Annotated in this window: 29 protein-coding genes; 13 read left to right on the top strand and 16 right to left on the bottom strand. The window is 54.2% G+C overall.

The features are described 5' to 3' along the window. Window positions 1-10: 10 nt before the first annotated feature. A complete protein-coding gene (copA, locus tag J4614_RS11515) occupies window positions 11-2512 on the bottom strand; it encodes a copper-exporting P-type ATPase CopA (protein WP_000083913.1) in 2502 nt (833 codons plus the stop codon). Window positions 2513-2621: 109 nt separating this feature from the next. On the opposite strand from copA, the gene cueR reads away from it, so the two are divergent. Then, window positions 2622-3038 carry a Cu(I)-responsive transcriptional regulator gene (cueR, locus tag J4614_RS11510; RefSeq protein ID WP_001026760.1) on the top strand — a complete coding sequence of 139 codons (417 nt, stop codon included), beginning with the start codon at window positions 2622-2624 and terminating at the stop codon, window positions 3036-3038. Here cueR and J4614_RS11505 read toward each other — a convergent pair whose 3' ends face one another. Further along, window positions 3039-3491, bottom strand: coding sequence for an NfeD family protein (locus J4614_RS11505; RefSeq protein ID WP_000561177.1), 453 nt, complete (start codon window positions 3489-3491; stop codon window positions 3039-3041). It abuts the gene before it with no gap. Beyond that, window positions 3488-4405 carry an SPFH domain-containing protein gene (locus J4614_RS11500; RefSeq protein ID WP_000906146.1) on the bottom strand — a complete coding sequence of 306 codons (918 nt, stop codon included), beginning with the start codon at window positions 4403-4405 and terminating at the stop codon, window positions 3488-3490. The genes J4614_RS11505 and J4614_RS11500 overlap by 4 nt, the downstream gene beginning before the upstream one ends. Before the next feature lie 146 nt (window positions 4406-4551). Between J4614_RS11500 and fetA the strand changes: the two genes are divergently transcribed. Together fetA and fetB are read left to right on the top strand one after the other, a co-directional pair. Beyond that, window positions 4552-5229, top strand: coding sequence for an iron ABC transporter ATP-binding protein FetA (fetA, locus tag J4614_RS11495; protein ID WP_000140192.1), 678 nt, complete (start codon window positions 4552-4554; stop codon window positions 5227-5229). Continuing rightward, window positions 5216-5995, top strand: a complete 780-nt coding sequence (gene fetB / locus J4614_RS11490; protein ID WP_001002123.1) for an iron export ABC transporter permease subunit FetB — start codon at window positions 5216-5218, stop codon at window positions 5993-5995. Before fetA ends, fetB begins: the two co-directional genes overlap by 14 nt. Before the next feature lie 85 nt (window positions 5996-6080). Here the strand turns inward: fetB and cnoX are convergent, their stop codons facing one another. The 3 genes from cnoX to tesA all read right to left on the bottom strand — a co-directional run bounded on the left by cnoX (window position 6081) and on the right by tesA (window position 8534). Next, window positions 6081-6935 carry a chaperedoxin gene (cnoX, locus tag J4614_RS11485; RefSeq protein WP_000116066.1) on the bottom strand — a complete coding sequence of 285 codons (855 nt, stop codon included), beginning with the start codon at window positions 6933-6935 and terminating at the stop codon, window positions 6081-6083. A gap of 59 nt (window positions 6936-6994) precedes the next feature. Beyond that, window positions 6995-7765, bottom strand: a complete 771-nt coding sequence (locus tag J4614_RS11480) for an SDR family oxidoreductase (protein WP_001172804.1) — start codon at window positions 7763-7765, stop codon at window positions 6995-6997. A gap of 154 nt (window positions 7766-7919) precedes the next feature. Continuing rightward, window positions 7920-8534 carry a multifunctional acyl-CoA thioesterase I/protease I/lysophospholipase L1 gene (gene tesA, locus J4614_RS11475; RefSeq protein ID WP_001010574.1) on the bottom strand — a complete coding sequence of 205 codons (615 nt, stop codon included), beginning with the start codon at window positions 8532-8534 and terminating at the stop codon, window positions 7920-7922. On the opposite strand from tesA, the gene ybbA reads away from it, so the two are divergent. From ybbA to J4614_RS11445, 6 genes are all read left to right on the top strand, one after another. After that, window positions 8505-9191 (top strand): putative ABC transporter ATP-binding protein YbbA, encoded by a 687-nt coding sequence (ybbA, locus tag J4614_RS11470; protein ID WP_001110598.1) that lies wholly within the window; start codon window positions 8505-8507, stop codon window positions 9189-9191. The genes tesA and ybbA overlap by 30 nt on opposite strands. Beyond that, window positions 9188-11602, top strand: a complete 2415-nt coding sequence (ybbP, locus tag J4614_RS11465; protein ID WP_000561766.1) for a putative ABC transporter permease subunit YbbP — start codon at window positions 9188-9190, stop codon at window positions 11600-11602. Before ybbA ends, ybbP begins: the two co-directional genes overlap by 4 nt. A 185-nt stretch (window positions 11603-11787) precedes the next feature. Next, the gene (locus J4614_RS11460) at window positions 11788-12921 is read left to right on the top strand and encodes a porin (RefSeq protein ID WP_000152866.1); all 1134 of its coding nucleotides are present in this window, start codon (window positions 11788-11790) and stop codon (window positions 12919-12921) included. Window positions 12922-13177: 256 nt separating this feature from the next. Next, a complete protein-coding gene (locus tag J4614_RS11455; protein ID WP_000524317.1) occupies window positions 13178-14008 on the top strand; it encodes a MetQ/NlpA family ABC transporter substrate-binding protein in 831 nt (276 codons plus the stop codon). Between the two features lie 36 nt (window positions 14009-14044). Continuing rightward, on the top strand, window positions 14045-15061 hold the full coding sequence (gene sfbB / locus J4614_RS11450; RefSeq protein ID WP_000569662.1) for a virulence-associated ABC transporter ATP-binding protein SfbB: 1017 nt from the start codon (window positions 14045-14047) through the stop codon (window positions 15059-15061). After that, a complete protein-coding gene (locus J4614_RS11445; protein ID WP_000342247.1) occupies window positions 15054-15713 on the top strand; it encodes a methionine ABC transporter permease in 660 nt (219 codons plus the stop codon). The genes sfbB and J4614_RS11445 overlap by 8 nt, the downstream gene beginning before the upstream one ends. Before the next feature lie 38 nt (window positions 15714-15751). On the opposite strand, the gene mnmH is transcribed toward J4614_RS11445, so the two are convergent. The 5 genes from mnmH to ppiB form a co-directional block, all read right to left on the bottom strand. Further along, window positions 15752-16837 (bottom strand): tRNA 2-selenouridine(34) synthase MnmH, encoded by a 1086-nt coding sequence (mnmH, locus tag J4614_RS11440; RefSeq protein ID WP_000997744.1) that lies wholly within the window; start codon window positions 16835-16837, stop codon window positions 15752-15754. A 95-nt stretch (window positions 16838-16932) separates the two neighbouring features. Continuing rightward, window positions 16933-18000, bottom strand: coding sequence for a 5-(carboxyamino)imidazole ribonucleotide synthase (purK, locus tag J4614_RS11435; protein ID WP_000815600.1), 1068 nt, complete (start codon window positions 17998-18000; stop codon window positions 16933-16935). Further along, the gene (gene purE, locus J4614_RS11430; RefSeq protein WP_000098742.1) at window positions 17997-18506 is read right to left on the bottom strand and encodes a 5-(carboxyamino)imidazole ribonucleotide mutase; all 510 of its coding nucleotides are present in this window, start codon (window positions 18504-18506) and stop codon (window positions 17997-17999) included. The genes purK and purE overlap by 4 nt, the downstream gene beginning before the upstream one ends. A 117-nt stretch (window positions 18507-18623) precedes the next feature. Then, window positions 18624-19346: a UDP-2,3-diacylglucosamine diphosphatase gene (gene lpxH, locus J4614_RS11425; RefSeq protein ID WP_000212284.1), complete on the bottom strand. Its 723-nt coding sequence runs from the start codon at window positions 19344-19346 to the stop codon at window positions 18624-18626. 2 nt (window positions 19347-19348) lie between these two features. Then, complete coding sequence (gene ppiB / locus J4614_RS11420) at window positions 19349-19843, bottom strand: peptidylprolyl isomerase B (RefSeq protein ID WP_000255991.1); 495 nt, start codon at window positions 19841-19843, stop codon at window positions 19349-19351. Window positions 19844-20015: 172 nt separating this feature from the next. Here ppiB and cysS point away from each other — a divergent pair, with 172 nt between their 5' ends. After that, window positions 20016-21401 (top strand): cysteine--tRNA ligase, encoded by a 1386-nt coding sequence (gene cysS / locus J4614_RS11415; RefSeq protein WP_000912377.1) that lies wholly within the window; start codon window positions 20016-20018, stop codon window positions 21399-21401. Window positions 21402-21445: 44 nt separating this feature from the next. Here the strand turns inward: cysS and J4614_RS11410 are convergent, their stop codons facing one another. The 5 genes from J4614_RS11410 to folD form a co-directional block, all read right to left on the bottom strand. Then, entirely contained in the window at window positions 21446-22270 is an 825-nt protein-coding gene (locus J4614_RS11410; RefSeq protein ID WP_000818110.1) for a DUF2145 domain-containing protein, read from the bottom strand. Further along, the gene (locus tag J4614_RS11405; protein WP_001038577.1) at window positions 22267-22704 is read right to left on the bottom strand and encodes an STM0539 family protein; all 438 of its coding nucleotides are present in this window, start codon (window positions 22702-22704) and stop codon (window positions 22267-22269) included. The genes J4614_RS11410 and J4614_RS11405 overlap by 4 nt, the downstream gene beginning before the upstream one ends. Continuing rightward, complete coding sequence (locus tag J4614_RS11400) at window positions 22697-23242, bottom strand: metal-dependent hydrolase (protein WP_001143505.1); 546 nt, start codon at window positions 23240-23242, stop codon at window positions 22697-22699. The genes J4614_RS11405 and J4614_RS11400 overlap by 8 nt, the downstream gene beginning before the upstream one ends. Window positions 23243-23369: 127 nt before the next feature. After that, a complete protein-coding gene (gene ybcJ / locus J4614_RS11395) occupies window positions 23370-23582 on the bottom strand; it encodes a ribosome-associated protein YbcJ (RefSeq protein WP_000190278.1) in 213 nt (70 codons plus the stop codon). 1 nt (window position 23583) lies between these two features. Beyond that, complete coding sequence (gene folD, locus J4614_RS11390; RefSeq protein WP_000729165.1) at window positions 23584-24450, bottom strand: bifunctional methylenetetrahydrofolate dehydrogenase/methenyltetrahydrofolate cyclohydrolase FolD; 867 nt, start codon at window positions 24448-24450, stop codon at window positions 23584-23586. Window positions 24451-24996: 546 nt separating this feature from the next. On the opposite strand from folD, the gene fimA reads away from it, so the two are divergent. From fimA to fimC, 3 genes are all read left to right on the top strand, one after another. Beyond that, window positions 24997-25554, top strand: a complete 558-nt coding sequence (gene fimA / locus J4614_RS11385; protein ID WP_000681026.1) for a type 1 fimbrial protein subunit FimA — start codon at window positions 24997-24999, stop codon at window positions 25552-25554. Between the two features lie 74 nt (window positions 25555-25628). Beyond that, a complete protein-coding gene (fimI, locus tag J4614_RS11380) occupies window positions 25629-26162 on the top strand; it encodes a type 1 fimbrial protein subunit FimI (RefSeq protein ID WP_000619610.1) in 534 nt (177 codons plus the stop codon). Between the two features lie 43 nt (window positions 26163-26205). After that, the gene (gene fimC / locus J4614_RS11375) at window positions 26206-26898 is read left to right on the top strand and encodes a type 1 fimbria chaperone FimC (RefSeq protein ID WP_001519112.1); all 693 of its coding nucleotides are present in this window, start codon (window positions 26206-26208) and stop codon (window positions 26896-26898) included. Window positions 26899-26922 lie beyond the last annotated feature (24 nt).

Raw genomic sequence — 26922 nt, 5'->3', positions numbered from 1 at the left:
ATAGGACTTTTTACGCTTTCGGTTTAAAGCGCAATAGCCGGTTGGCATTGCTCACGACGGTAATGGAAGACAGCGCCATTGCCGCACCCGCTACTACCGGGTTTAACAAGGTACCGGTAAACGGCCACAGAATACCGGCGGCCACCGGGATACCAATGCTGTTGTAGATAAATGCGCCAAGCAGGTTTTGCTTCATATTGCGCAACGTCGCGCGCGAAATGGCCAGCGCATCCGCCACGCCCATCAGACTATGGCGCATCAGCGTAATCGCCGCGGTTTCAATCGCCACATCACTGCCGCCGCCCATCGCGATACCGACGTCCGCCTGCGCCAGCGCGGGCGCATCGTTGATACCATCGCCGACCATCGCAACCTGACGACCCTGGCTTTGCAGACGTTTAATCGCATCGGCTTTGCCATCCGGCAGAACGCCCGCAATCACTTCATCAATACCCGCTTCTTTGGCAATCGCGTTAGCCGTCGTTGGGTTATCCCCGGTGAGCATCACCAGACGGTATCCGGCGTTGTGCAGGCGTTCAAGCGCGGCAATACTATCGCTGCGCAATGGATCGCGTACCGCCAGTAACGCCGCCGCTTTACCGTCAATCGCCAGCAGGACCGGAGTAGAGCCTTGCGAGGCCTGCGCGGTGATTTCCGCCGTCATATCATCCGTGGCGACGTGCTGTTCGTTCAGCAACGCCTGGTTCCCCAGAAGCAGTTGATGACCTTCCGCTTCACCGCTGACGCCCAGTCCGCGCAGCGTTCTGAAACCGTTCACCTGAGGCAGTTTATCGTCGCCGGCTTTTTCCAGAATCGCATGGGCCAGCGGGTGGCTGGAGCCTTGTTCGAGCGCGGCTGCCAGACGTAATGCCTGAGCTTCCTCAACGCCGTTAAAGGTTTTTACCGCCACCACTTGCGGCTTGCCTTCCGTCAGCGTCCCGGTTTTATCAAAAACGAGGGTATCCAACGTACTGGCGCGTTGCAGGGCATCGGCGTCGCGTACCAGCACGCCGAATTCGGCAGCGCGGCCTACGCCGGAAATAATCGACATTGGCGTCGCCAGGCCTAATGCGCAAGGGCAGGCGATAATCAGTACGGTGGTGGCGATGACCAGCGTATAAACAATTTGCGGCGCCGGTCCGAAGAAATACCAGATAGCGGCGCTGAACAGCGCAATGGCCACGACGACGGGAACGAACACCGCGGAGATTTTATCGGCCAGTTGGCCAATTTCCGGTTTACTGCTTTGCGCCTGGCGTACCATGCGAATAATGCGTGACAGCGTGGTATGACTGCCCACCGCGCTGGCGCGGAACAGGACGCTGCCGTCCTGGACGACGGTGCCGGCATGAACGCTATCGCCTTCGCCTTTTTGCTGTGGAATGGGTTCGCCGGTCAGCATGGCTTCATCAAGCCACGCTTCGCCCTGGGTAATTTCGCCATCCACCGGCACGCGATCGCCGGTAGTGAGCCGCAACAGCATCCCTGGCTGAACGTCCGCCAACGGGACGCTTTTTTCGCCGTCTTCTGTCACGACGCGTGCGGTGGGCGGGGTGAGATCGAGTAATTTTTCCAGCGCTTTTGAGGAACGCTGACGGGCGCGCGCTTCCAGCATGTGTCCGAGATTAATCAGACCGATAATCATCGCGCTGGCTTCGTAATAAAGGTGCCGCGCTTCCATCGGGAACCACTGCGGCCACAGGTTGACGCTCATGGAGTAGAGCCAGGCGACCCCGGTGCCGAGCGCCACCAGCGTATCCATCGTCGCCGTGCCGTTCAGCAGGCTTTTCCACGCGTTACGGTAAAAATGACCGCCCGCAAAGACCATCACCGCAAGCGTGATCAGGCCAATAGCCAGCCACAGGCTGCGGTTGTCGCCGGTCACCATCATGTTATCGCCGATCATCCCCCAGACCATGACCGGTATACCGACCGCCAGAGCGACGATGGCCTGCCAGCGAAAACGTTTCATGGTGGCGATGGCGGTTTCCTGCTGGCGCTCGCGGCGTTTGATGTCATCTTCAATCGCCTCTGCGCCGTAGCCGGCTTTTTCCACCGCCTGCACTAAATCAGCGGCGGACGCGCTGCCCATCACCAGCGCAGTGCGTTCCGCCAGGTTTACCCGTGCCTGCGTGACGCCCGGTACGCTTTGTAGCGCATGTTGTACGCGGGTGACACAACTGGCGCAGCTCATGCCGCTTAACAGCAACTGTTGGCTTTCTTCATCGGCCGTCGCTACCGGAAGCTCATGAGGAACCGCTGCCAGTGCTTCCGACGGGATTGATGACTCCGTCAGCGGTTTAGCCTTTGGGTGGCTTAACGTCGCGCCATACCCGGCTTGTTTGATGGTTTCAATTAACGCGTCCGCACTGGCGGTACCGGTAACGTGCGCTTCGGTTACGGTGACGTCCGCCAGCTCAACATCCGGACGTTGTTCAAGACTTTCTTTCACGCGTTTAACGCAATGACCGCAGGACAAACCGTCCAGGGTCAGGTCGATAGTTTGAGACATAGTAAAAACTCCTTTATGATTGGTCATCAATTCATTGACCTTAGTAATCGTAGTGACTCACTGTGATAAAGGTTAAACCTTCCAGCAAGGTTAAGGTCAAGGGGGAAATATGAATATTAGCGATGTGGCGAAAAAAACCGGTTTAACCAGCAAAGCCATTCGGTTTTATGAAGAGAAAGGTCTGGTGACGCCGCCATTACGTAGCGAAAATGGTTATCGCACCTACACGCAGAAGCATTTAAACGAGCTGACGTTGCTGCGACAGGCGAGGCAGGTGGGGTTTAATCTGGAAGAGTGTGGCGAACTGGTCAATCTGTTTAACGATCCGCGACGCCATAGCGCAGATGTGAAAAAGCGGACGCTGGAAAAGGTCGCGGAGATCGAGCGCCATATCAGCGAGCTGCAATCAATGCGCGATCAATTGCTGGCGCTGGCGGAGAGTTGTCCCGGCGATGACAGCGCCGACTGCCCGATTATTGATAATCTTTCCGGCTGCTGTCATCACAAGGCGCAAAAGCCACGTTGATTAAACGGCGCGAATGCGTAAGGTGATGCCTTCCACGGCGATCACTTCGACATGCGTACCTGCGCGCAGGTCTTCGTCAGCGCATACCGGCCACGAGCTGTCGCCGACACGCATATGACCCCGTCCGTTCACTAACGCGGCATCAAGCATAAACCGGCGGCCTACCAGTTGTTGTCCGCGTTGGTTAAGGCGGCTGTCGGTCGGCTTCTGTTCCCGCACGCGACGCGCCAGCCAGCGCCACCAAAGCCAGGCCGCCAGCAACGTTAAGGCCGCAAACAGCACGCCCTGCCATTCCCAGCCGAGCGGTAAGAGCCAGACGGTTAAGCCGGTAATCACTGCCGCCACGCCGCTCCACAGCAAATAGCCGTTACCGCCGAGCATTTCCGCAGCCAACAACAGGCCGCCGAGGCTAAGCCAGAAGATATGCGGATGTACCAGAATCATCGCTATCATGCTTTTTTCCGTTCGCTGGCGCTGTCCTTAACCAGCTCGCTGATCCCGGCGATAGCGCCCATCAGACTGCTGGCATCCAGCGGCATCATGACCACTTTGCTGTTATTCGCCGAGCCGATTTGCTGTAACGCTTCGGTGTATTTCTGCGCCACGAAGTAGTTTATCGCCTGAATATCCCCGGCGGCGATGGCTTCAGACACCATCTGCGTAGCGCGGGCTTCCGCTTCGGCGGAACGTTCGCGCGCTTCCGCCTGCAGGAAAGCGGACTGACGTTCGCCTTCGGCTTTCAGAATCTGCGACTGTTTTTCCCCCTCGGCTTTCAGGATTTCCGCCTGACGTACCCCTTCGGCCTCAAGGATATAGGCGCGTTTGGTACGTTCCGCTTTCATCTGGGCGTTCATCGAGGAGATCAATTCCGCCGGAGGGCGGACATCGCGAATTTCGATACGGGTAACTTTAATTCCCCACGGGTTGGTGGCTTCATCGACAATATGCAGCAGCCGCGTGTTGATGCTGTCGCGCTGGGAGAGCATTTCATCCAGCTCCATCGAACCGAGCACCGTACGGATATTGGTCATGGTCAGGTTAATGATCGCCAGTTCCAGGTTACTGACTTCATAAGCGGCGCGCGGCGCATCGATAACCTGAATAAAACAGACCGCATCGATAGTGACGTTGGCGTTATCTTTTGAGATCACCTCCTGCGACGGAATATCCAGCACTTGCTCCATCATATTGATCTTGCGGCCAATTCTGTCCATAAACGGTACAACAAGGCTTAATCCCGGCTGCAGGGTTTTGGTGTAACGTCCAAAGCGCTCCACCGTCCACTGGTATCCCTGCGGAACGATTTTGACGCCCGCGCCGACGATCACCAGCGCGACGAAAATGAGAATAGGGATAAGAATGAGCATAGCTAAACCTCCTGTTGCGTTGTCCATAAACCGATTTTGCTGACGAATTAAGCGAATTATACCTGATTCAGTAAAGCATGTTCCCCCCTTATTAATTACAGGGATACACTATCGCTATAAAAATATGAACAACGGATGCGCAATAAATGACAGAACGTAGCATGTTGCTTGAGTTAAAGCAGGTCGGTTACCGGACTGCGACGACAAAAATAGTGAATAACATCAGTTTTACGCTGCAACGCGGCGAATTTAAGTTAATTACCGGTCCTTCTGGCTGCGGAAAAAGTACGTTGTTGAAAATGGTGGCCTCGTTAATAAGCCCTGATATCGGCGTGATTCTTTTTGAGGGGCAGGATATTACTACTCTGAGTCCGGAAGCCTATCGCCAGCAGGTTTCTTATTGCGCTCAGACGCCAGCGCTATTTGGCGATACGGTTTACGATAACCTGATTTTTCCCTGGCAAATTCGCCATCAGCGCCCGCAGCCGACAGCCTTCGCAGACGATCTGGCGCGTTTTGAACTGCCGGAGACGATTCTGCAAAAACCGATTGCCGCACTTTCCGGCGGGGAAAAACAGCGTATTGCTCTAATTCGTAATCTACAGTTTCTGCCGAAAATACTGTTACTCGACGAAATAACCAGCGCGCTGGATGAACATAACAAACGGAATGTGAATGATATTATTCATCGCTATGTTCGCGATAAGCAGGTCGCTGTCTTGTGGGTAACGCATGATAAAGATGAAATTCAACACGCGGATAAGGTGATAACGTTAACGCCATCTGCCGGAGAGATGCAGGAGGCGCGTTATGAACGAGCATAATATTACCAATACCTCGCTGGCGTTATCGATGCTGCTGGTGGTGGTCGCGATGCTCATCAGTCACAAGGAAAAGCTGGCGCTGGAAAAAGATATTCTGTGGAGCGTATGCCGGGCGGTGATACAGCTCATTATTGTCGGCTATGTACTGAAATACATCTTTGGCGTTAATCATGCCGCCCTGACGCTACTGATGGTGCTGTTCATCTGTTTTAACGCCGCATGGAACGCGCAAAAGCGCAGTAAATATATCGATAAGGCATTTCTCTCCTCGTTTATCGCCATCACCGTCGGCGCCGGACTAACGCTGACGGTACTGATGCTTACCGGTTCGATTGAATTTGCGCCGATGCAGGTGATTCCCATCGCTGGCATGGTCGCCGGCAATGCGATGGTGGCGGTAGGACTGTGCTACAACCAACTGGGGCTGCGTTTTCACAGCGAGCAGCAGCAAATCCAGGAAAAGTTAAGTTTGGGCGCAACGCCGAAAATGGCCTCCGCCGGGCTTATCCGCGATAGTATCCGCGCATCGCTTATCCCGACGATCGACTCGGCAAAGACCGTTGGGCTGGTGAGCCTGCCGGGGATGATGTCCGGGCTGATTTTTGCCGGGATCGATCCGGTAAAAGCGATTAAATATCAAATTATGGTAACGTTTATGCTGTTGTCGACAGCCAGCCTGTCTACCATCATTGCCTGCTATTTAACCTACCGGAAGTTCTATAATTCGCGTCATCAGTTGGTAGTGATGCCGCTCAAGAAATCATGATAGTGGCCGGATGATGGCGCAAGCGCCTTATCCGGCCTGAGGACGACAGGTAGGCCAGATAAGCGCGCCATCAGGCAAGAGAGGATTAATACAGTAGCGCGTACAACTGGCGGCGGTATTTCGACGCCAGCGCGTCGCCGGTGCCGAGCGCGGCAAGGATCTCCTGGAAGGTTTTGCGCGTTTGTCCCTCGGCGGCGGCAAGATCTTTTCTCAGATGGCTGAACAGCAATTCCAGCGCTTCTTCATTACGTCCGACCTGGTGCAACTGCAACGCCAGTTGCGTTGCCAAAGCCGCATCCTGCGGATTCTCCGCGACTTGCTGCTGAAGTTGCTGAATTTCCGGCGTATCCGCCGCCTGTTTAAGCAGTTCGATCTGCGCAACCAGCCCCTGATAACGGGTATCCTGATCCTGTAGCGGGATAGTTTTTAACACCGCTTCGGCCTCTTCAGAGCGGTTCAGCGCAATTTGCGCTTCCGCCAGTAACAGGCCAATCTCACTGTTCTGCGAAGAGAGCTGCCAGGCGTCTTTGAGCAACGGCAGCGCGTCAACATAGTTGCCCTCCTGCATTAACTGCATCGCTTGTTGCGCTTTTAGCTCTTCTTCACGCGGCAGTACTTTATCCAGCAGAGCGCGGATCGCCTCTTCCGGCTGCGGTCCCTGGAAACCATCGACCGGTTGGCCATTCTGGAACAGATAGACTGTCGGGATGGCGCGCAGACCAAACTGAGCGGCGATCATCTGTTCGGCGTCGCAGTCCAGCTTTGCCAGAATAAACTGACCGTGGTACTGGGCAGCCAGACTTTCCAGCACTGGCGTTAATTGCAGACAGTGTTGGCTGCGTTCAGACCAGAAATAGAACAGTACCGGCGTGGTCATGGACTGCTCTAAGGTCTGCTGCAGGTTGGATTCATTAATATTGACAATGTTCTGTACGGACATGGCGTCGCTCTCTTTTGTCTGTGTCACGTTTACATGGGGGCTGACGGGCGCGCTTCAACTCAGCTTTGTAAAATTTTATCCAGCATCCGGCCCGGCAATAGGCGTTTCAGCGCCATCACTGCCCAGGTGACCAGCGTAACGGGATAGCGCAGCCTGGGTTTATCGCTTGCAAAAGCATGACGCACTTTCGCTACTACCGCGTCAGGATCGCGGGTGAAACGTGCGGCGATGCCGGGATTTTCTACCGGTTTATCACGCTGCGTCTGGTTAACGTTATCCGTAAAACGGGTACGAATTGGTCCCGGTTCTATCAGACTCACTTTAATGCCTGTGTGCCGTAGCTCCATACGTAGCGCGTCAGACCAGGCTTCGAGCGCATATTTGCTGGCGGCGTAAGCGCCGCGCCCTGGGGTGGAAATCAGCCCCATCACCGATGAGGTCATCACAATGCGTCCTTCGCCATGCGGCAACATGGCGGGAAGTAAGCGCATAGTAAGCTGATGCGCGCCGAAGAAATTACTGGAAAACTGTTGCTCCATCTGCTCACGGCTGATGGTGGAAAGGGGGCCATACACGCCGTAGCCGGCATTGTTAAAGATCCCATACAGACGATTATCGGTCAGGGCGATCACTTCATCGGCGGCACGATCCACGCTTTCAGGGGAGTCGAGATCGATCAACACGCCGGTAAATCCCATACTGTTCATCCGGGCGACATCATCAGGTTTGCGGCAGCCCGCCAGGATTTGAAAGCCCTGGCGTTTAAGTTCAAGCGCGCTGTCCAGACCGATTCCGCTGGAACATCCTGTTATTAAGACCGATTTTTGCATAACTTTACCTGTCAGGATCTCCGTTGATTTAAGAGTCGTGGTTAACTATATCCGTCATACTTCAAGTTGCCTGTGCGTTCGTTTACTCCAGTCACATAGGTATCTATGCTCCTGGACATTCTCTTACGTGCCGCCTTCATGCAACTCGAATTATTCAGGAGAGAAAAGGGGTCAACTGCTTCGCCATCCAGTCGGCAATAAACGGCTGGGCGTCGCGGTTGGGATGAATGCCGTCATCCTGCATCCACTGCGGTTTCAGATATACCTCTTCCATAAAAAACGGTAACAGAGGAATATCGAACTCTTTGGCGAGCTTAGGATAAATGGCGCTAAAGGATTCATTATAACGGCGACCGTAGTTAGCGGGCAGATGAATTTGCATCAGTAACGGTTGGGCATCGGCGGCTTTCACCGTCTGAATGATTTTACGTAGCGTCTGTTCGGTTTGCGCAGGCGCAAAACCGCGTAGGCCATCGTTGCCGCCAAGCTCCACCACTACCCAGCGCGGGTGATGCTGTTGCAACAGTGCCGGCAAACGCGCCAGTCCCTGCTGCGAGGTATCTCCGCTTATACTGGCATTAACGACCGACGTTTTGTTTTGCCATTTATCATTAAGGAGCGACGGCCATGCCGCGCTGGCGGCCATACGGTAACCGGCGCTGAGGCTATCGCCCAGAATTAATAAGGTGTCTGCGGCGGCGGCACGGAAAGTTAACAGGATCAAAAACAGGAAGGGCAAATGCCAGCGGAAAACAGTGTTGAAGTTCATCGTCTCAGGAAGTCCGTCGGTCAGGGTGAGCATGAGCTTTCCATCCTTACCGGAGTTGAACTGGTTGTCAAACGCGGCGAAACCATTGCGCTGATTGGCGAATCAGGATCGGGAAAATCTACGCTGCTGGCGATTCTCGCCGGACTGGATGACGGCAGTAGCGGAGAGGTCAGTCTGGTCGGGAAACCGCTTCACCAGATGGACGAAGAGGCGCGGGCGCAGCTTCGCGCTCAGCATGTCGGTTTTGTTTTTCAATCCTTCATGCTTATTCCTACGCTTAACGCGCTGGAAAACGTTGAGCTACCGGCCCTGCTACGCGGTGAAAACAGCGGTCAGAGTAAGGCGGGGGCGAAAGCGCTGCTCGAACAACTGGGACTGGGAAAACGGCTTGACCACCTTCCGGCACAGCTTTCTGGCGGCGAACAGCAGCGCGTAGCGCTGGCGCGCGCGTTTAACGGGCGTCCTGATGTGCTGTTTGCCGATGAGCCGACGGGCAACCTTGACCGTCAGACCGGAGATAAAATCGCCGACCTGCTATTTTCGCTTAACCGCGAACACGGCACCACGCTGATTCTGGTGACGCACGACCCGGCGCTGGCGGCGCGCTGCGACCGGCGGCTGCGGTTGGTCAACGGTCAGTTACAGGAGGAGGCATGATAGCTCGCTGGTTCTGGCGCGAATGGCGCTCGCCGTCGCTGATTATTGTCTGGCTGGCGTTGAGCCTGGCGGTGGCCTGCGTACTGGCGCTCGGCAGTATCAGCGACCGGATGGAAAAAGGGTTAAGTCAGCAAAGCCGCGAGTTTATGGCAGGCGATCGGACGCTGCAAAGTTCGCGGGAGGTACCGAAAGCCTGGCTTGAAGAGGCGCGTAAACGCGGTCTTAACGTGGGCGAGCAGTTAACCTTTGCGACCATGACGTTTGCCGGCGATACGCCGCAACTGGCCAGCGTGAAGGCGGTAGATAGCGTTTATCCGATGTACGGCGAATTGCAAACCCGTCCTGACGGAGTGAAACCGCAGCCGGGTAGCGTACTGCTGGCGCCGCGTCTGATGGCGCTGCTTAATTTGAAAACGGGCGATACCATTGATGTCGGCGACGTGACCTTGCGTATTGCCGGTGAAGTGGTGCAGGAGCCGGATTCCGGGTTTAACCCTTTTCAGATGGCGCCGCGTCTGATGATGAATATGGCCGATGTGGCAAAAACCGGTGCGATACAGCCGGGGAGTCGCGTGATGTGGAGGTATAAATTCGGCGGAACGCCGCAACAGCTTGCTGGCTATGAAAGCTGGCTGTTACCGCAGCTTAAACCGGAACATCGCTGGTACGGACTGGAGCAGGATGACGGGGCATTGGGGAAATCGCTCGAACGTTCGCAGCAGTTTTTGCTGCTTTCGGCGTTATTAACGCTACTGCTGGCGGTAGCTGCCGTCGCGGTGGCGATGAGCCATTACTGCCGTAGCCGCTACGATCTGGTAGCGATTTTAAAAACGTTGGGCGCGGGCCGGGCCCAGTTGCGTAAACTTATCATCGGACAGTGGTTGATGGTGCTGGGGCTTTCCGCCGTCACGGGAGGCGCGATTGGGTTACTGTTTGAAAACATATTGCTGGTGCTGCTAAAACCGGTATTGCCCGCCGATTTGCCGCCCGCCAGCCTGTGGCCCTGGCTGTGGGCGCTGGGTGCGATGACGGTCATCTCTCTGCTGGTCGGTTTACGACCTTATCGATTGTTGCTGGCGACCCAGCCGCTACGGGTGCTGCGCCGCGATGTTGTCGCTCGCGTCTGGCCGTTAAAAATTTATTTGCCTGTCGCCTGCGCCGTCGTGGTGGCGCTGCTCGCCGGATTGATGGGCGGAAGTATGCTGTTGTGGGCGGTTCTGGCGGGTGCAGTGATACTGGCGCTGCTGTGCGGTCTGGTGGGCTGGATGCTGCTTAACGTGCTGCGCGGCATGACGTTGACGTCGCTACCGCTGCGTCTGGCCGTCAGCCGACTTCTGCGTCAGCCGTGGTCAACGTTGAGTCAGCTTTCGGCGTTTTCGCTTTCGTTTATGCTGCTGGCGCTCTTGCTGGTGCTGCGCGGCGACCTCCTTGATCGCTGGCAACAGCAGCTCCCGCCGGAAAGCCCGAACTATTTCCTTATCAATATTGCTTCAGAGCAGGTCGCGCCGCTGAAAGCCTTTTTGGCGGAACATCAGGTGATTCCGCAGACGTTTTATCCGATTGTGCGGGCGCGGTTAACCAGGATAAATGGTAATCCGACGGAAGGTCAGCAGGATGAGTCGCTCAACCGTGAACTGAATTTGACCTGGCAGGATACGCGCCCGGCGCATAATCCGCTGGTCGCCGGTCACTGGCCGCCAAAACCGGGCGAAGTCTCTATGGAAGAGGGGCTGGCGAAGCGGTTGAACGTCAAACTCGGCGATAGCGTAACCTTTATGGGCGATACCCAGGCATTTAGCGCTAAAGTCACCAGCCTGCGTCAAGTGGACTGGGAAAGCCTGCGTCCCAACTTTTTCTTCATTTTTCCTTCCGGGGCGCTGGACGGGCAACCACAAAGCTGGTTGACCAGTTTTCGCTGGGAGAATGGCAACGGCATGTTAACGCAGCTTAACCGCGAGTTTCCTACCGTCAGCCTGTTAGATATCGGGGCGATCCTGAAACAGGTGGGACAGGTGCTGGAGCAGGTCAGCCGGGCGCTGGAGGTGATGGTTGTGCTAGTCACCCTCTGCGGCATGTTGCTATTACTGGCTCAGGTGCAGGTCGGGATGCGTCAGCGTCATCAGGAGCTGGTGGTGTGGCGCACGTTAGGAGCCGGAAAGAAACTGTTGCGTACCACACTCTGGTGCGAATTCGCCATGCTGGGATTAGTTGCCGGGCTGGTCGCCGCGATTGGCGCGGAAACGGCGCTGGCGATCTTACAAATCAACGTTTTTGATTTCCCCTGGGAGCCGGACTGGCGTTTATGGGGCGTACTGCCGTTTTGCGGCGCGCTGCTGCTTTCCGTATGCGGCGGCTGGCTTGGCGTTCGTTTGCTGAAAGGCAAAGCGCTATTCCGCCAGTTTAGCGGATGATTCATGATGTGAATAATTTCGCGCCGGTTTTTAAAACGGCGCGTACTTTTTTAGTCGCACAAATTGATAACTCCTTGATTTTTAGTAGCACAAATCATTAAAAAATACACAACACGTAAGGTTTTATAACAGTTATTATTTGCCTGCTAAATGATTTGGATTGGCTATCTATCAAGGAAAATATAATGACAATTAAAATAACAGCGTTGGCGGCATCGATCGGCGCGGCAGTGGCTTTCATGCCTTTCGCTACTCAGGCGGAAATCACCGTTTTAAAACAAGATCCCCAGGCGGGTAATCCACTCAGCCGACTCAATTTCACCGTTGGCGGGAGTATTCGTCCGCAGTTCCAGAATATGACCGGCAATGACGGCGCGAACGGTTATAAACGTAATGGTTTTGATGGCGGGACGCGTTTCCGCTTCGCCGCGGATTACTATCTGTTTGATGATATCAGTTGGATTAGCTATTACGAGCTGGGCGTCAATATCCCTGCGGTATTTGACTGGGATAACCATTATGCGAAGGGCGCGACTGATACCACTCGCCGTATGCTGTATACCGGCTTCAAGAGCGCGACGTGGGGAACGCTGACCTTCGGTCAACAGAACAGCATTTATTACGATGTGGTGGGCGCAAAAACCGATATCTGGGATTACGACATGATAGGTCAGGCGCCGGGCAACGGGATTAACGGCGACTACGATGGTTCTTATCGCACGCGTAAATCATTGAAGTATAAGAAAAGCATTGGTAATGTCGATCTCTACGCGTCTTATCTGTTCAGCGACGATTATAATGCCAATAACGGCCTGAATTACAAACGTAAAGGCGGCGGTTCTTTAGGCGCGGATTACCATCTCACCGACGATCTGACCTGGGGGACGGCATGGAACTATACCCGTGCGGAGATGCGCGGCAACGGCAATAAAACTTACGATCAAAATATTGTCGGTACCGCGTTAAGCTGGACGCCGGAAAACTGGACTATCGCCGCAGGCGGCGGTTGGTATCAGAACTTTATGACGACCAAAAAAGTGTCTGTGAATGATTACTTTGCCGGCGATGCGTGGGGTCTGGAATATTTTGTCGGTTACGCTTTCCCGATTGGTCAGTATGCCGTGAAAGCTATTCAACCGTACTTTATGGGCGACCGCATTGAATATGTGAATGGCCGCGACTATCTGCGCACCGATAACGGCGTGGGGATCACCTTCCAACTAGATTATGGTTTCCGCGTTGATTATGAACATGTTTTCACCTCCAGCACTGACAATCTGGGCGATATGAACCTGGTGCGTCTGCGTTACGATTTCTAAAGCGTTTTCCTCTGCCGGATGTTGGCGTTAAGACCTCTTATCCGGCATTTCCCTTTACGCCATTCCCGCCTGACACACGCCTGAGCGCCTGCCTCGTACATTTAACGACACACCAGGAAACATCATGAAATAATTTCAAGGACAGCAGGCTGTGATCTGTGTCATGTTAAGAAATAGCCTTTCGTTTGGGCCAAAACAGACGATGCCGCATGAACGGCATCCGGCACAGCATCACACTATTTAAAATGGAGAAATTATGGGATTGCGTCAGAGTTTACGCATTGCGGCCAGCACGCTATTACTGGCCTGCGGATTACAGTTTGCCCATGCCGATAGTTCCCCGCAAACGATCGTATTTGGCGTCGCGCCAGGGCCGTATGGCGACATGGTGAAGCAGGCGATTGCGCCGACATTAAAAGAAAAAGGGTATAAGGTCGTGGTGCGCGAGTTTAGCGACTATGTCCAGCCCAATATGGCGTTAGCTAACGGCAGCATTGACGCCAACCTCTTTCAACATACCCTCTATTTTGACAAATTCACCGCTGACAAAGGGTTGAAGCTCAGCAAACTTATTGTGGTACCGACCGCCGGGATGGGCTTCTATTCACGTAAAATCAACAGTCTGGATGCGCTTAAAAAAGGGGACATTATTACCCTCTCCAACGATCCGACCAACCTGGCGCGCGGCCTTCGCTTCCTGCAATCGTTGGGGCTGATCACGATTAAGGACAATATCGATCCGACCAAAGCCTCTGAACGAGATATCGCCAGCAATCCAAAAGGACTGGTTTTCAAACCGCTGGAAGCCGCACAGCTACCGCGCACGCTGGATGGCGTGACCGGCGCGCTGGTTAACGGGAACTTTGCGGTGGCGGCAGGACTCGATCTCTCCAGCGCGATTAAGCAGGAACACCTGGATGAGAATCTGAAAAATATCATTGCGGTACGCAGTGAAGATGCCGATAAGCCGTTTGCCAAAGATATTGTCGAGGCGGTGAAATCGCCGGCTTATCGCGCGGTCATCGACGATCCAAAGAATATTTATAGCGCCTTCCAGAAACCGGAATGGATGACCGCGACACCCTGATCGCAGCGGTGGCCATCCCCAATTTCTGAGGTGAATATGATTGAAATAGAAAAAGTCTGCGTCGATTTTACCGCCGGTCGCGGTACCCCCACGCGCGCGGTGGATGATGTGAGCCTGCATATCGCCGCGGGCGAGATTTTTGGCATTGTTGGTACCAGCGGCGCAGGAAAAAGCACTCTGCTGCGTACCCTGAACGCCTTAACGCGTCCCAGCCAGGGGCGCGTCAACGTCAACGGCGTGGAAATCTCGGCGCTGGACGGAAAAGCGTTACGCCAGGCGCGGCAGCGTATTGGTATGATTTTCCAGCATTTTAACTTAATGCATACCCGGACAGTGGCGCAAAACGTTGCGTTTAGCCTGAAAGCGGCTGGCTGGGAACGCAGCAAAATCGCGCCGCGGGTGGCGGAAATTTTAACGCTGGTGGGCCTTGCCGATAAAGCGAACCGTTTTCCGGTACAGCTCAGCGGCGGGCAAAAACAGCGGGTGGGGATAGCCCGCGCCATCGCTAACCATCCGGATGTGTTGCTATGTGACGAACCGACTTCCGCTCTGGATCTGGAAACTTCCGCCACGATTCTGGCCCTGCTCAGACAGATCAACGCACAGCTCGGGATTACTATTGTGCTGATCACCCATGAAATGAACGTGATCAAATCTATTTGCGATCGCGTGGCGGTGATGTCGGGCGGTAAGGTTGTGGAATCGGGCGAGGTGTTTGATGTGTTTGCCCACCCGCAACACGCTTTCACACAGCAACTGGTGTCTCATACCCTTAATTTGACCCTGCCGGAACGTTTACGGGAACACCTGCCCGGGCAGTTGCTGAAAATTTTGTTTATCGGCGATTCGGCGGAGCAGCCGGTACTGTCGGAGGTGGCGATCACGTTTGGCGTCGCGGTCAATATCCTGCATGGCAAGATTGAATATATCGGCGAACGCGCGTTGGGCATTCTGGTGGTGCAATTAACCGCGCCGCATAATCCAACGGCGGTGGCCGCCGCCGTGGAGCATATCCGTCAACGTACCGCACAGGTGGAGGTGATCCGTGGATGATTTATTGCCGGATTTAACGCTGGCGTTCAATGAAACTTTCCAGATGTTGAGTATTTCAACGGTGCTGGCGATTCTTGGCGGTCTACCGCTCGGTTTTCTGATTTTTGTCACCGATCGTCATCTGTTCTGGCAGAACCGTTTTATTTATCTCGTCGCCTCGGTTCTGGTGAATATTATCCGCTCGGTGCCATTTGTTATTTTACTGGTGCTGTTACTGCCGCTAACGCAGCTTTTGCTGGGTAATACGATTGGCCCGATTGCAGCCTCCGTCCCGCTGTCGGTGGCCGCAATCGCGTTTTATGCACGCCTGGTAGATAGCGCGCTCCGTGAAGTTGATAAAGGGATTATTGAGGCGGCGCTGGCATTCGGCGCTAGTCCGATGCGTATTATCTGTACCGTACTGTTGCCGGAAGCCAGCGCAGGGCTGCTGCGCGGCCTGACGATTACATTGGTAAGCTTAATCGGCTACTCGGCGATGGCCGGGATTGTCGGCGGCGGCGGGGTAGGCGACCTGGCGATTCGCTATGGCTACTACCGTTACGAAACCGAAGTGATGGTTGTTACCGTAGTGGCGCTGATTGTGCTGGTTCAGGTCGTTCAGATGCTGGGCGACTGGCTGGCAAAACGTGCCGACAAGCGCGACAGACACTAAGCCGGCTCAATGTAGCGTCAGCCGGCAATAAAAATAAGCTATTGCGCTTTTAGCCAGTTGGCAACGTCTTGCCATGTGCCGCGAAAAACGATATTCGCGGCTTTTTTCTCCAGTTGATAGCGATACATTGGGTCGTAATATTCGTTAAGTAGCGGAACCAGCCATGCCATATGGCCGCCGGTGCTGCCGCTGGATAATTGCTCCGCCAGCGCCCTATCCAGCGTGTCCGTCAGTTCGGCAAAGCGTTGCAACCCCAGACGGCGGCGAATAGCGAACAGTCCATGATGAAGATATTCACTATACGCCTGCCAACCGGCTTCATCGCCGTAGGCGTGGGTGAAGTCGTGATGCATACGGATGAAATACTCTTCACGCAGTCGTTCCAGACGAAGCGAAAACGGATCTTCCACTACCGCAATAGGGGCCTGCACCATTCTTTCGCGTAAACACTCAGGCAGATGGTTGGCGCCGATCGTTCGCCCTTCATCTTCCAGTACCCACCTTTTTAGCGTCTGACGCGCGTTAATTTTCAGCAATTCAACGGCAAGTTTGTTTTCAAAACTGGCCTGGCTGAGCTGGGGTTTCAGCGTGCGGCCAAAAGAGGAGCCGCGATGACGCGCGAGACCTTCCAGATCCACGCCGTTGGGCTGTTGTCGCACCAGTTGCGTTTTGCCGCTGCCCGTACAGCCGCCAATTAAAAGTATCGGTTTTTGCGCCAGTTGCCAGGTCGCCTGAATTGCTGTCTGACGCAGCGCTTTATAGCCGCCTTCAATAAGCGGGCAGTCAATCCCTGTTTCTTGCAGCCAACGTTGTACGATATGGGACCGCTGACCGCCGCGCGCGCAGCACAGATACCCATTGGGGAAACGTTGATACGCGGCTTTCCAGGCCTCAAGCCGCTGCTGGCGAATGTCGCCGCAAACCAGCCGATGCCCCAACGCTAACGCCGCATCCGCGCCCTGACGTTTGTAGCAGGTGCCGACGGCGGCTCGCTCGTCGTCCATCATCAATGGCAGGTTGATGGCGCCCGGCATGGCGCCCTGTTCAAACTCAATCGGCGCGCGTACATCAATTAAAGGCGTATCGGCAAGGAGGAGCGCGCGATAGTCCGTTCCATCGTTCATGTGTAATCCCGAAAAACAAAACAGCAATAGCGAGATTTTACGCGCTGAGGGAGGAGCCGGGAAAGGGGAAGATCATTCTCCCGGCATTTTATGTGTTATTTAAGCTTACTTTGCGCCCAGATAATGCCGCTGGCGTATTCGCCCGGCAGGAGCGGAGAGAGCGCTTCCAGGGTGGCGCTAAGACGTGACGTATCGCTGTCGGTCAGATTCAGATGGCCGACTTTTCGCCCCGGGCGTACCGCTTTATCATACCAGTGCAGATGTACCAGCGGCAGCTTCAGCCAGTCGTAATTCAGCTCGCTGCCGATCAGATTGATCATCACCGACGGGGCGTTAATCACTGGCGCGGGCAACGGCAGGCCGGTAATCGCGCGCAAATGCAATTCAAACTGACTGATGCTGGCGCCATTTTGCGTCCAGTGTCCGCTGTTATGCACGCGCGGCGCCAGTTCATTGATTAACAGGCCTTCCGGCGTGATAAAACATTCCATCGCCATTACGCCGACGTAGTTCAGCGCCTGCATAATTGCTGACAGCATTAATTCCGCCTGCTCCTGCTGTTCGGCGTTCGCCTGTGGGAACGCGACGCTGGTCCGCAAGATGCCGTCCTGATGCAAATTGTGCGTCAGCGGGTAAAACACGGTACTGCCGTCATGAGCGCGCGCGCCGACTAACGACACTTCGCCGGAAAAATGGATGCCGCGCTCAACAATACATTCGCCATAGCAGTCATCCGGCAGTTGCCCGGTTTCGTCCGCGCGTAGACGCCACTGCCCGCGACCGTCGTAGCCGCCAACGCGACGCTTAATAATCGCCAGTTCGCCCAGACGGTCAAAGATGCCGGACCACTCGTCGGCGCTGGTCAGCAGCTGCCACGGCGCGGTCGCGAGTCCCAGTTTATCGAAAAGCTGTTTTTGTGTCAGACGGTCGGCGATGATCGGAAATACATCGCGATTGACGAATGCCGGGTGGCGTGCCAGCTCGCGGGTAAGCGCGGTTTCCGGCCAGCGCTCAATCTCTGCGGTAATGACGCTCTGCTGTACCGGAACAGCAGTAGGCTCTGCATCCAGACCAACCGGCCAGACGGCGATACCCAGCGGTTCGCCCGCCTGGCGCAGCATTCGGCCCAGTTGTCCGTTGCCGAGAACGCAAACTTGCTTCATAGCGTCCCCCGCGGATCGGGGTTTTCCAGAACTTCATCGGTTTGCGCTTTGCGCCAGTCAGCGATGCGCTGATGCAGTTCCGCGTCGTGTTGCGCCAGAATCTGCGCGGCGAGCAGGGCGGCGTTAGCGGCACCGGCTTTACCGATCGCCAGTGTACCCACCGGAATGCCGCGCGGCATCTGCACAATGGAGTAAAGGCTATCCACGCCGCTTAGCGCAGCGCTTTGTACCGGCACGCCGAGTACCGGGACCAGCGTTTTTGCCGCAATCATTCCCGGCAGGTGCGCCGCGCCGCCCGCGCCGGCAATAATCACTTGATATCCGTTCTCTTCCGCCGTTTCGGCGAAGCTGAACAGCTTATCGGGGGTGCGATGAGCGGAAACCACTTCTACATGGTGCGGGACATCCAGAATTTCAAAAATTTCGGCGGTGAATTGCATGGTAGCCCAGTCGCTTTTGGACCCCATCACGATGGCGACACGCGCCGGATTATTGCGGGAAGACATGCGTCTTAAAACTCCTGTGGTGCGGGACACGCTGCTTTTGAGGTGTCAGAGAATAGCATGATAATCAGGCAAGGAAAACGGTTGCGTGTGCGCCGTAACGGACGATTCGACGAACATTTACAGGGGGAAGGCGATTAACTCCACGTTGTCCGGCGTGACTTTTACCATTGAACCTTCATGATGCCATGCGCCTAACACCACGCGGAATGCGGGCTGGTCGTTGGCGGAAAGTTCATGCACTGCCGGGCGGTGGGTGTGACCGTGAATCAGCCACTGTACGCGGTGTTTTTCCATTTCGGCGACGACGGTCTGCGCATTGACGTCCATAATATCCAGCGATTTGCTGCTGTTGGCGGCTTTACTGCCGGCGCGCATTCTGGCGGCGATACGGCGGCGGATAAACAGCGGCAGGGTAAGGAATAGTCGTTGAACCCACGGATTATGGACTTTGGCGCGAAACGCCTGATATCCGGCATCATCGGTACAAAGCGTATCGCCGTGCATAATCAACACGTTGCGGCCATACAGGTCGAGCACCTTTTCCTGCGGCAGTAGAATCATGCCGCTTTCGCGGGCAAATCGCTTGCCAATCAGGAAATCACGGTTACCGTGAATAAAGAAGCAGGGGACGCCGGAATCAACCAGCGATTTAATGGCAACGGCCATTTCACGATGTAGCGGGTTGGGGTCGTCGTCGCCAATCCAGGCTTCGAAGAGATCGCCAAGAATATACAGCGCGTCGGCCTGACGGGCTTCTACGGCTAAAAAACGCAGAAAACCGGCGACGATCGCCGGTTCTTCCGTTTGCAGATGCAAGTCTGCAATAAACAGTGTCGCCACGATTACTCGCTGACGGTCACGTTTTCAATGATGACGTCTTCTTTTGGTACGTCCTGGTGCATACCGCTACGCCCAGTGGCGACGCCTTTGATTTTATCTACTACGTCCATACCTTCTACGACTTCCGCAAAGACGCAGTAGCCCCAGCCCTGCAGACTTTCGCCGGAGAAGTTCAGGAAGTCGTTGTCTGCCACGTTGATGAAGAATTGCGCGGTAGCCGAGTGTGGTGCCTGAGTACGCGCCATCGCCAGCGTACCACGGGTATTTTTCAGACCATTGTTGGCTTCGTTTTTGATCGCCTCTTTGGTGGCTTTCTGTTTCATGCCCGGCTCAAAGCCGCCGCCCTGAATCATAAAACCGTTAATCACACGGTGGAAAATGGTGTTGTTGTAAAAACCTTCGCGGCAGTAGTCCAGGAAGTTTTTAACTGTTTCAGGCGCTTTATCATCAAAGGTTTTGATTACGATATCGCCGTGATTAGTGTGGAAAGTAACCATTTTTGCATCCTGTTCCAAGAGAGTGGTGCTTTAGCCCGCAATGGGGCACATATAGGGGCTTGTTATAGCATAACCGTAAGCTGCGATCACCTTGCAAAGTGTGCTGCTTCGATTACGAATAATATGTATCATACGGAGATTATTACCCACACACGTCTATACGGAATCTTCGATGTTAAAAATTTTTAATACACTGACGCGCCAAAAAGAGGAATTCAAACCCATTCATGCCGGGGAAGTCGGCATGTACGTGTGTGGTATCACCGTTTACGATCTCTGCCACATTGGCCACGGACGCACGTTTGTCGCTTTTGACGTTGTCGCGCGCTATTTGCGTTTTCTCGGTTATAAGCTGAAGTATGTGCGTAACATTACCGATATCGACGATAAAATTATTAAACGCGCCAATGAAAACGGCGAAAGTTTTGTCGCGCTGGTCGACAGAATGATTGCGGAAATGCATCAGGACTTTGACGCGCTGAATATTCTGCGTCCGGACAGCGAGCCGCGTGCGACGCACCATATTCAGGAAATTATCGAGCTCACCCGCACCTTAATCGAGAAAGGGCACGCCTATGTGGCGGATAACGGCGATGTGATGTTCGATGTACCGACCGATCCGACTTATGGGCAGCTTTCCCGTCAGGATCTTGAGCAGCTTCAGGCGGGCGCGCGCGTGGATGTCGTTGACGTGAAGCGTAACCCGATGGACTTCGTGCTGTGGAAAATGTCGAAAGAGGGCGAGCCGAGCTGGCCGTCGCCGTGGGGCGAAGGGCGTCCGGGCTGGCACATTGAATGTTCGGCAATGAACTGTAAGCAGTTGGGCAACCATTTTGATATTCACGGCGGCGGTTCCGATCTGATGTTCCCGCACCATGAAAACGAGATTGCCCAGTCTACCTGCGCCCACGACGGCGAATACGTCAACTACTGGATGCACTCCGGTATGGTGATGGTGGATCGCGAGAAGATGTCCAAATCGCTGGGCAACTTCTTTACCGTGCGCGACGTGCTGAAATACTACGATGCGGAAACCGTGCGCTACTTCCTGATGTCCGGGCATTACCGTAGCCAACTGAACTACAGCGAAGAGAACCTCAAGCAGGCGCGCGCCTCGCTGGAGCGGCTATACACTGCATTGCGTGGAACGGATAAATCAGCGGCCCCGGCGGGCGGCGAGGCGTTTGAAGCGCGTTTCGTCGAGGCGATGAATGACGATTTCAATACGCCGGAAGCCTACTCCGTCCTGTTTGATATGGCGCGTGAAGTCAACCGTCTGAAGGGCGAAGATATGACCGCCGCGAATGCGATGGCGTCTCATCTGCGGAAGATTTCCGGCGTGCTGGGACTGCTGGAGCAGGAGCCGGATGTTTTCCTGCAAAGCGGTGCGCAGGCGGATGACGGTGAAGTTGCGGAAATTGAAGCCTTGATTCAACAGCGTCTGGATGCCCGTAAAGCGAAAGACTGGGCGGCGGCGGACGCGGCGCGCGATCGTCTCACTGAAATGGGCATTATTCTGGAAGATGGCCCGCAGGGCACCACCTGGCGACGTAAGTAAGCGCTTTTACAGGCCGCTCTATTTGGCATAGAACGGCCTGTTTTTTATTTTTTCGCGCCGGGCGAAAGATAAACGCACACCGACTCCCCCAGATTCTGATGTTCACATCCGGATATTGCCCGACTGTAACGGGCAATAAAGCGGATGACGCTGTCGCCGCTGTTTAGCCCCACATCTCCTTTTCGCAGCAATTCTGCTGGCTGATCGTCGGTGAAAACGTTAGGGGTGAACAGTTTTGCGCCTAATCGTTCAAAAGTGCCAGCACTAACGATAGAGGGTTGATAACCCTGAAGCTGCAGCCAGCGGCGGGCATCATTACGTGACCAAACCTGCGCATCGTTTGCTCGCGCAAACACTTCGAGAAGCCAGCCATTCGAATTCTGATAAGGGCCGGAAAAAGGCCACGCAATCAGGTTATAGCGGGGACTGTGGAAGAGATTGAGTTTGATAGCGCTATGTAAGAGCGTTTGTAATGCCGTCGCGATATCTGAACGCGGGCGCAAAACGGCAATGCTCTGATTCACCAGGTCATCAGCCAGAAACTCATACAGACCTTGTATATAGAGCGCTGATTCAGCGGTTCCGCAAGTATTCAGATTATGGTAAACCCGCCAGTCTCCGTTTGGCTGGCGCATGGCATAGCCAGCATGTGACCAGATTAAATGTCGGCTCGACATATCTTGCCCCTGGCGAACCAGAATGACGACCGGATCGGGTTGACTGTTAAGCTGCTGTTTGAGTTGTAACGCCTGATCCATTGTCGCTGCGATGCTCTCCGGCGTGTTTGCTTTTTGGTGACAGTTAGCACTGTCTGCATAAGCGTTGAGCGAGATTGCGCTGAGCCACAGGGCAAACGCGAATCGCTTCATTTGGCCGGTACCGTCTGGTTGCTGGAAAGTCCTGCGTCGTCCTGATTTACCATATGGGCAAGGACTTTGCCCTCTTTTTTCAAATAAGCGCCGGTGCCTTCCTGCGTTTTTTCCAGAGTGACTTTATCACCTGCTTTGAGGTTGCCTTCTTTGACGACATTTAGCGGAACTTGCATTTTAATGTCTTTGTTATCGGGAGACTTAGTGGTTATCAGCGCGGTTTTTTGCTTTTTATTTTCGACAACAGATCCAATGATCAGGTTGAGCGGCAGCAGTACGGGGGAGAGTATAATTCCGCTAACCAGTGCGGAACTGCCCACGCTGACAACCGCAGACGATGCCGCATACCAGCCAGTGGCAGACATTTCTTCGCTATAGCTGGCGTGGGAAAATGAGAAACAGACGACCGCGGCGGCGAATGTCATTTTATTCATATTGATTCCTTTTAATATGCGTTTTAAGTACCCATAGAAATAACACTAAAATACTTCCCGGCAACCACACCCACAGCAATTCTGAGAGAATGACCTGATGTCCATACGGCGTGATGTAGCTTGAAAGCGCGAACGGCGCGACTTTAATCACCTGCCATGGGGCAAAGAAACGTTCATCTGACCACGGCCACAGCCAGCCGACGCCTTTACCACCCGTGGTTATCGAATCCAGCAGGCTGTGCGACAACAATGAAACGGTTAAAAACAGCCAGCAGCGCACCTGCCCCGCTCGAAACCATCGTCGTCCCGCGAGTACGCACAACAGGGGGAGGACGAATGCGAAAAGTAAAGAGTGGGTAAATCCGCGATGGCCGAAAACGTTGCCGTAGGCGATGCCAAATTTAAAGGCCAGCACGTCGGCATCGGGGAGCATCGCCAGCACAACACCGGCAAACAGCAGGCGAGGAGGGATAACTTTCAGGCCTAAGCCTGCGCCAAAACACAGGGGAACGGCGGCGTGGGTGATAACGGTAGGCATAGCGATGGTTCACAGGGAAATAGCCATGCTAGCAGTTGGAACGCAGAGGATTAAGTGGATGATTATCTGAAAAGACAGCGTAATCAGGCCGGATAAGACGCTTTGCGTCGCTATCCGGCACTCTGTATCAGGCCACGACGTTCACACTTTGGCCTTCAAAGCTAACGGTTTGCCCGGCGACAATTTTGCAGCGTTTACGCGTTTCAACCGCGCCATCAACCTTCACCAACCCGTCGGCAATGGCGATTTTCGCCTGTGCGCCGCTTTCGCTCCAGCCTTCCAGCTTGAGCAGATCGCACAGCTCGACGTGCGGGTGCTTGCCTAAAGAGAATGTCGCCATGTTATTTTCCTTGTGGATCGTGATATTCAATGCACGCCTGCAGCGTGTTTTCGATAAGCGTAGCGACCGTCATCGGGCCGACGCCGCCCGGAACTGGCGTGATGTATGACGCGCGCGCCGCGGCTTCGTCAAACACGACGTCGCCAACGACCTTGCCATTTTCCAGACGGTTAATACCGACATCAATCACAATTGCGCCTTCTTTAATCCATTCGCCGGGAATAAAGCCCGGTTTACCTACGGCGACAATGAGCAAATCAGCATGCTCGACATGGTGACGCAGATCTTTGGTAAAGCGGTGCGTAACGGTAGTCGTACAGCCAGCCAGCAGCAGCTCCATGCTCATTGGGCGTCCAACGATATTGGACGCGCCAATGACCACCGCATTCAGGCCGTAGGTATCAATGTTGTAACGCTCAAGCAGGGTCACAATACCGCGGGGCGTACAGGGACGCAGGCGCGGCGCACGCTGGCACAGACGACCGACATTATAAGGATGAAAACCGTCTACGTCTTTATCTGGCGCGATACGCTCCAGCACTTTAACGTTGTCGATGCCTGCCGGTAAAGGCAACTGCACCAGAATACCGTCGATCGTGTTATCTGCATTCAGAGTATCGATAAGCGCCAGCAGTTCGGCTTCGCTGGTGGTTTCTGGCAGGTCATAGGAGCGGGAGACGAATCCCACTTCGTCGCACGCTTTACGTTTGCTTGCGACATAAATCTGTGAGGCCGGATTGCTGCCGACCAGCACCACAGCCAGGCCGGGAGCGCGAAGACCTGCTGCGACGCGTGCCTGAACTTTTTGAGCAACCTCAGATCGCACCTGCTGCGCAATCGTTTTACCGTCAATAATCTTTGCTGCCATCAGAGAGAAGATTCCATCTGTTACTTCAAGTCAAAGGGGATGACGCTATTTTGTCAGAAGCGGGCCTCGCTGTCAGTTAACGTTTGTGTTTCCGATGCAAACGCGACGTCTCCCCCGTCTGTTGACGATACTGAGACGTGACCAGTAAGCGAGCCATGATTAACCAAAAAGAAACAATTCATCACCCTGGTTATGGTTACCGTAATCCCTCGCCGTTAATAGCATCGGGCGGCATAATGCGACATTTTATACAAAATAAGATTAGACCCTTCTTATATCCCAATAAGAATTAGCTTAGGTCATTAAAAGAGTTTGCGGCTATTTTTTATTTAGCGAAATGTTTAATTTATTACCGTGACGAAATGTCATATTCGCAAAGATTAATTACTGCGTCTGATACTCAGGGGAGAAACAGAAAACTAATTAATCCGCGATATCTATCTTTACAGGATGAAGAGATAACTTTTCTGACATGCTATGTCGATAATAATTCAAACGGAGCCGACAGGATGCCGAAACCGGGTGTGTGTAATTCAAGGGAAATCCATGAAACATAAATTAATGACCTCTACTATTGCGAGTCTGATGTTTGTCGCTGGCGCAGCGGTTGCGGCTGATCCTACTCCGGTGAGCGTGAGTGGCGGTACTATTCATTTCGAAGGTAAACTGGTTAATGCAGCCTGTGCCGTTAGCACTAAATCCGCCGATCAAACGGTGACGCTGGGTCAATACCGTACCGCCAGCTTTACGGCGATTGATGATACGACCGCGCAGGTGCCTTTCTCCATCGTCCTGAATGACTGCGATCCGAAAGTGGCGGCTACCGCTGCCGTGGCTTTCTCTGGTCAGGCAGATAACACCAACCCTAATTTGCTGGCTGTCTCCTCTGCGGACAATAGCACTACCGCAACCGGCGTCGGGATTGAGATTCTTGATAACACCTCCTCACCGTTGAAACCGGACGGCGCGACCTTCTCGGCGAAGCAGGCGCTGGTTGAAGGCACCAATACGCTGCGTTTTACCGCACGCTATAAGGCAACCGCCACCGCCACGACGCCAGGCCAGGCTAATGCCGACGCCACCTTTATCATGAAATACGAATAATCCCGTCTGGGAACGCCAGGGAAGGGAGGCGCCTCAACGGAAGAGGCTATCGGGGATAAAAGAGAACATAGCAGATGATAAGGAAAGGCGCGGCGCTAGTGGGGCTTATTTTGATGTCGCCCGTCATTGCGCAGCCGGTAATGGTAGAGAGTGGGCGTATTCACCTGCGCGGACAACTGGTCAATGGCGGCTGCGCTGTCGCCACTGAAAGCCAGGATTTGCGCGTACTGATGGGACAGTACCGCACGAATGCGTTTACCGGTCCTGGCAGCTTCGCTCCCGTCAGCGTTCCATTTTCGTTACGGTTAATCTCCTGTAGCGCGGAGGTCTGGCGTCATGTCGGCATTGCGTTTGCCGGCGTTACGCCTGCGGAAGATCCCCATGTTTTTCTGGCCAGCGGCGAGGGTATCGGTAATGCCGGAATCGGCCTGGCATTATTTGATGACCAGCAGCGGCAAATCATACCTAACACGTTACCGCTTCATTATACGCCCATTTTAACGTCAGAAATGACTTTGCATTTTACTGCCCGCTATCGGGCAATTTCAGAAAATATGACGCCGGGACGAATTCATTCAGAAGTGTGGTTTACGCTGGTTTACCCATGAATTTTCTTGCCGACGTGACTCAATGCAAAAGGTATTTTTTACCATGCTGAATAGTATAAAATTAGGCTTTATTGTTCTTCTCACGTTATTTACTTCGCTGAACGTACAGGCGGCGGGGGGGATTGCATTAGGCGCCACGCGCGTTATTTATCCCTCGGCGGCGAAACAGACTTCTCTGGCAATCAGTAATAGCGATACTCAAGAACGTTACCTCGTCAATTCATGGATCGAAAATAGCGCCGGGCAGAAAGAAAAAACGTTTATCGTTACGCCGCCTTTATTCGTCAGCGAACCCAAAAGCGAAAACACGCTGCGTATTATCTACGCCGGGCAACCGCTACCCGGGGATCGGGAGTCGTTGTTCTGGATGAACGTGAAAGCCATCCCGTCGGTCGATAAAAGTCATATTGAAGGAAAAAACGTTCTGCAACTGGCGATTCTGTCGCGCATCAAACTGTTCGTGCGTCCGGCGAATTTGCCGCAGACGCCGGAAGATGCGCCGACCTTGCTGAAATTTTCCCGTGTCGGCAACCATCTCAAGATAACCAACCCATCTGCTTATTACCTCACGCTGGTCAATATCAGCGTGGGCGCGAAAAAGATTGATAACGTGATGATCGCGCCAAAAAGCGACATGCAAATTCCCTTACCGACTGGCGCGCAGGGCAGCGTGACATTTCAGACCGTCAATGATTACGGCGCATTGACGTCGGCGACAACGGCCAGTCTCGGTTAAGCAGAGAGCGTGAAGCCACACGAG

This window comes from Salmonella sp. 32031103-2018-00083-FB-01-SM-01 (genome assembly GCF_017571995.1).
In the GTDB taxonomy this organism is placed as follows: domain Bacteria; phylum Pseudomonadota; class Gammaproteobacteria; order Enterobacterales; family Enterobacteriaceae; genus Salmonella; species Salmonella enterica.
This window is presented reverse-complemented; position numbering and strand designations above follow the sequence as displayed.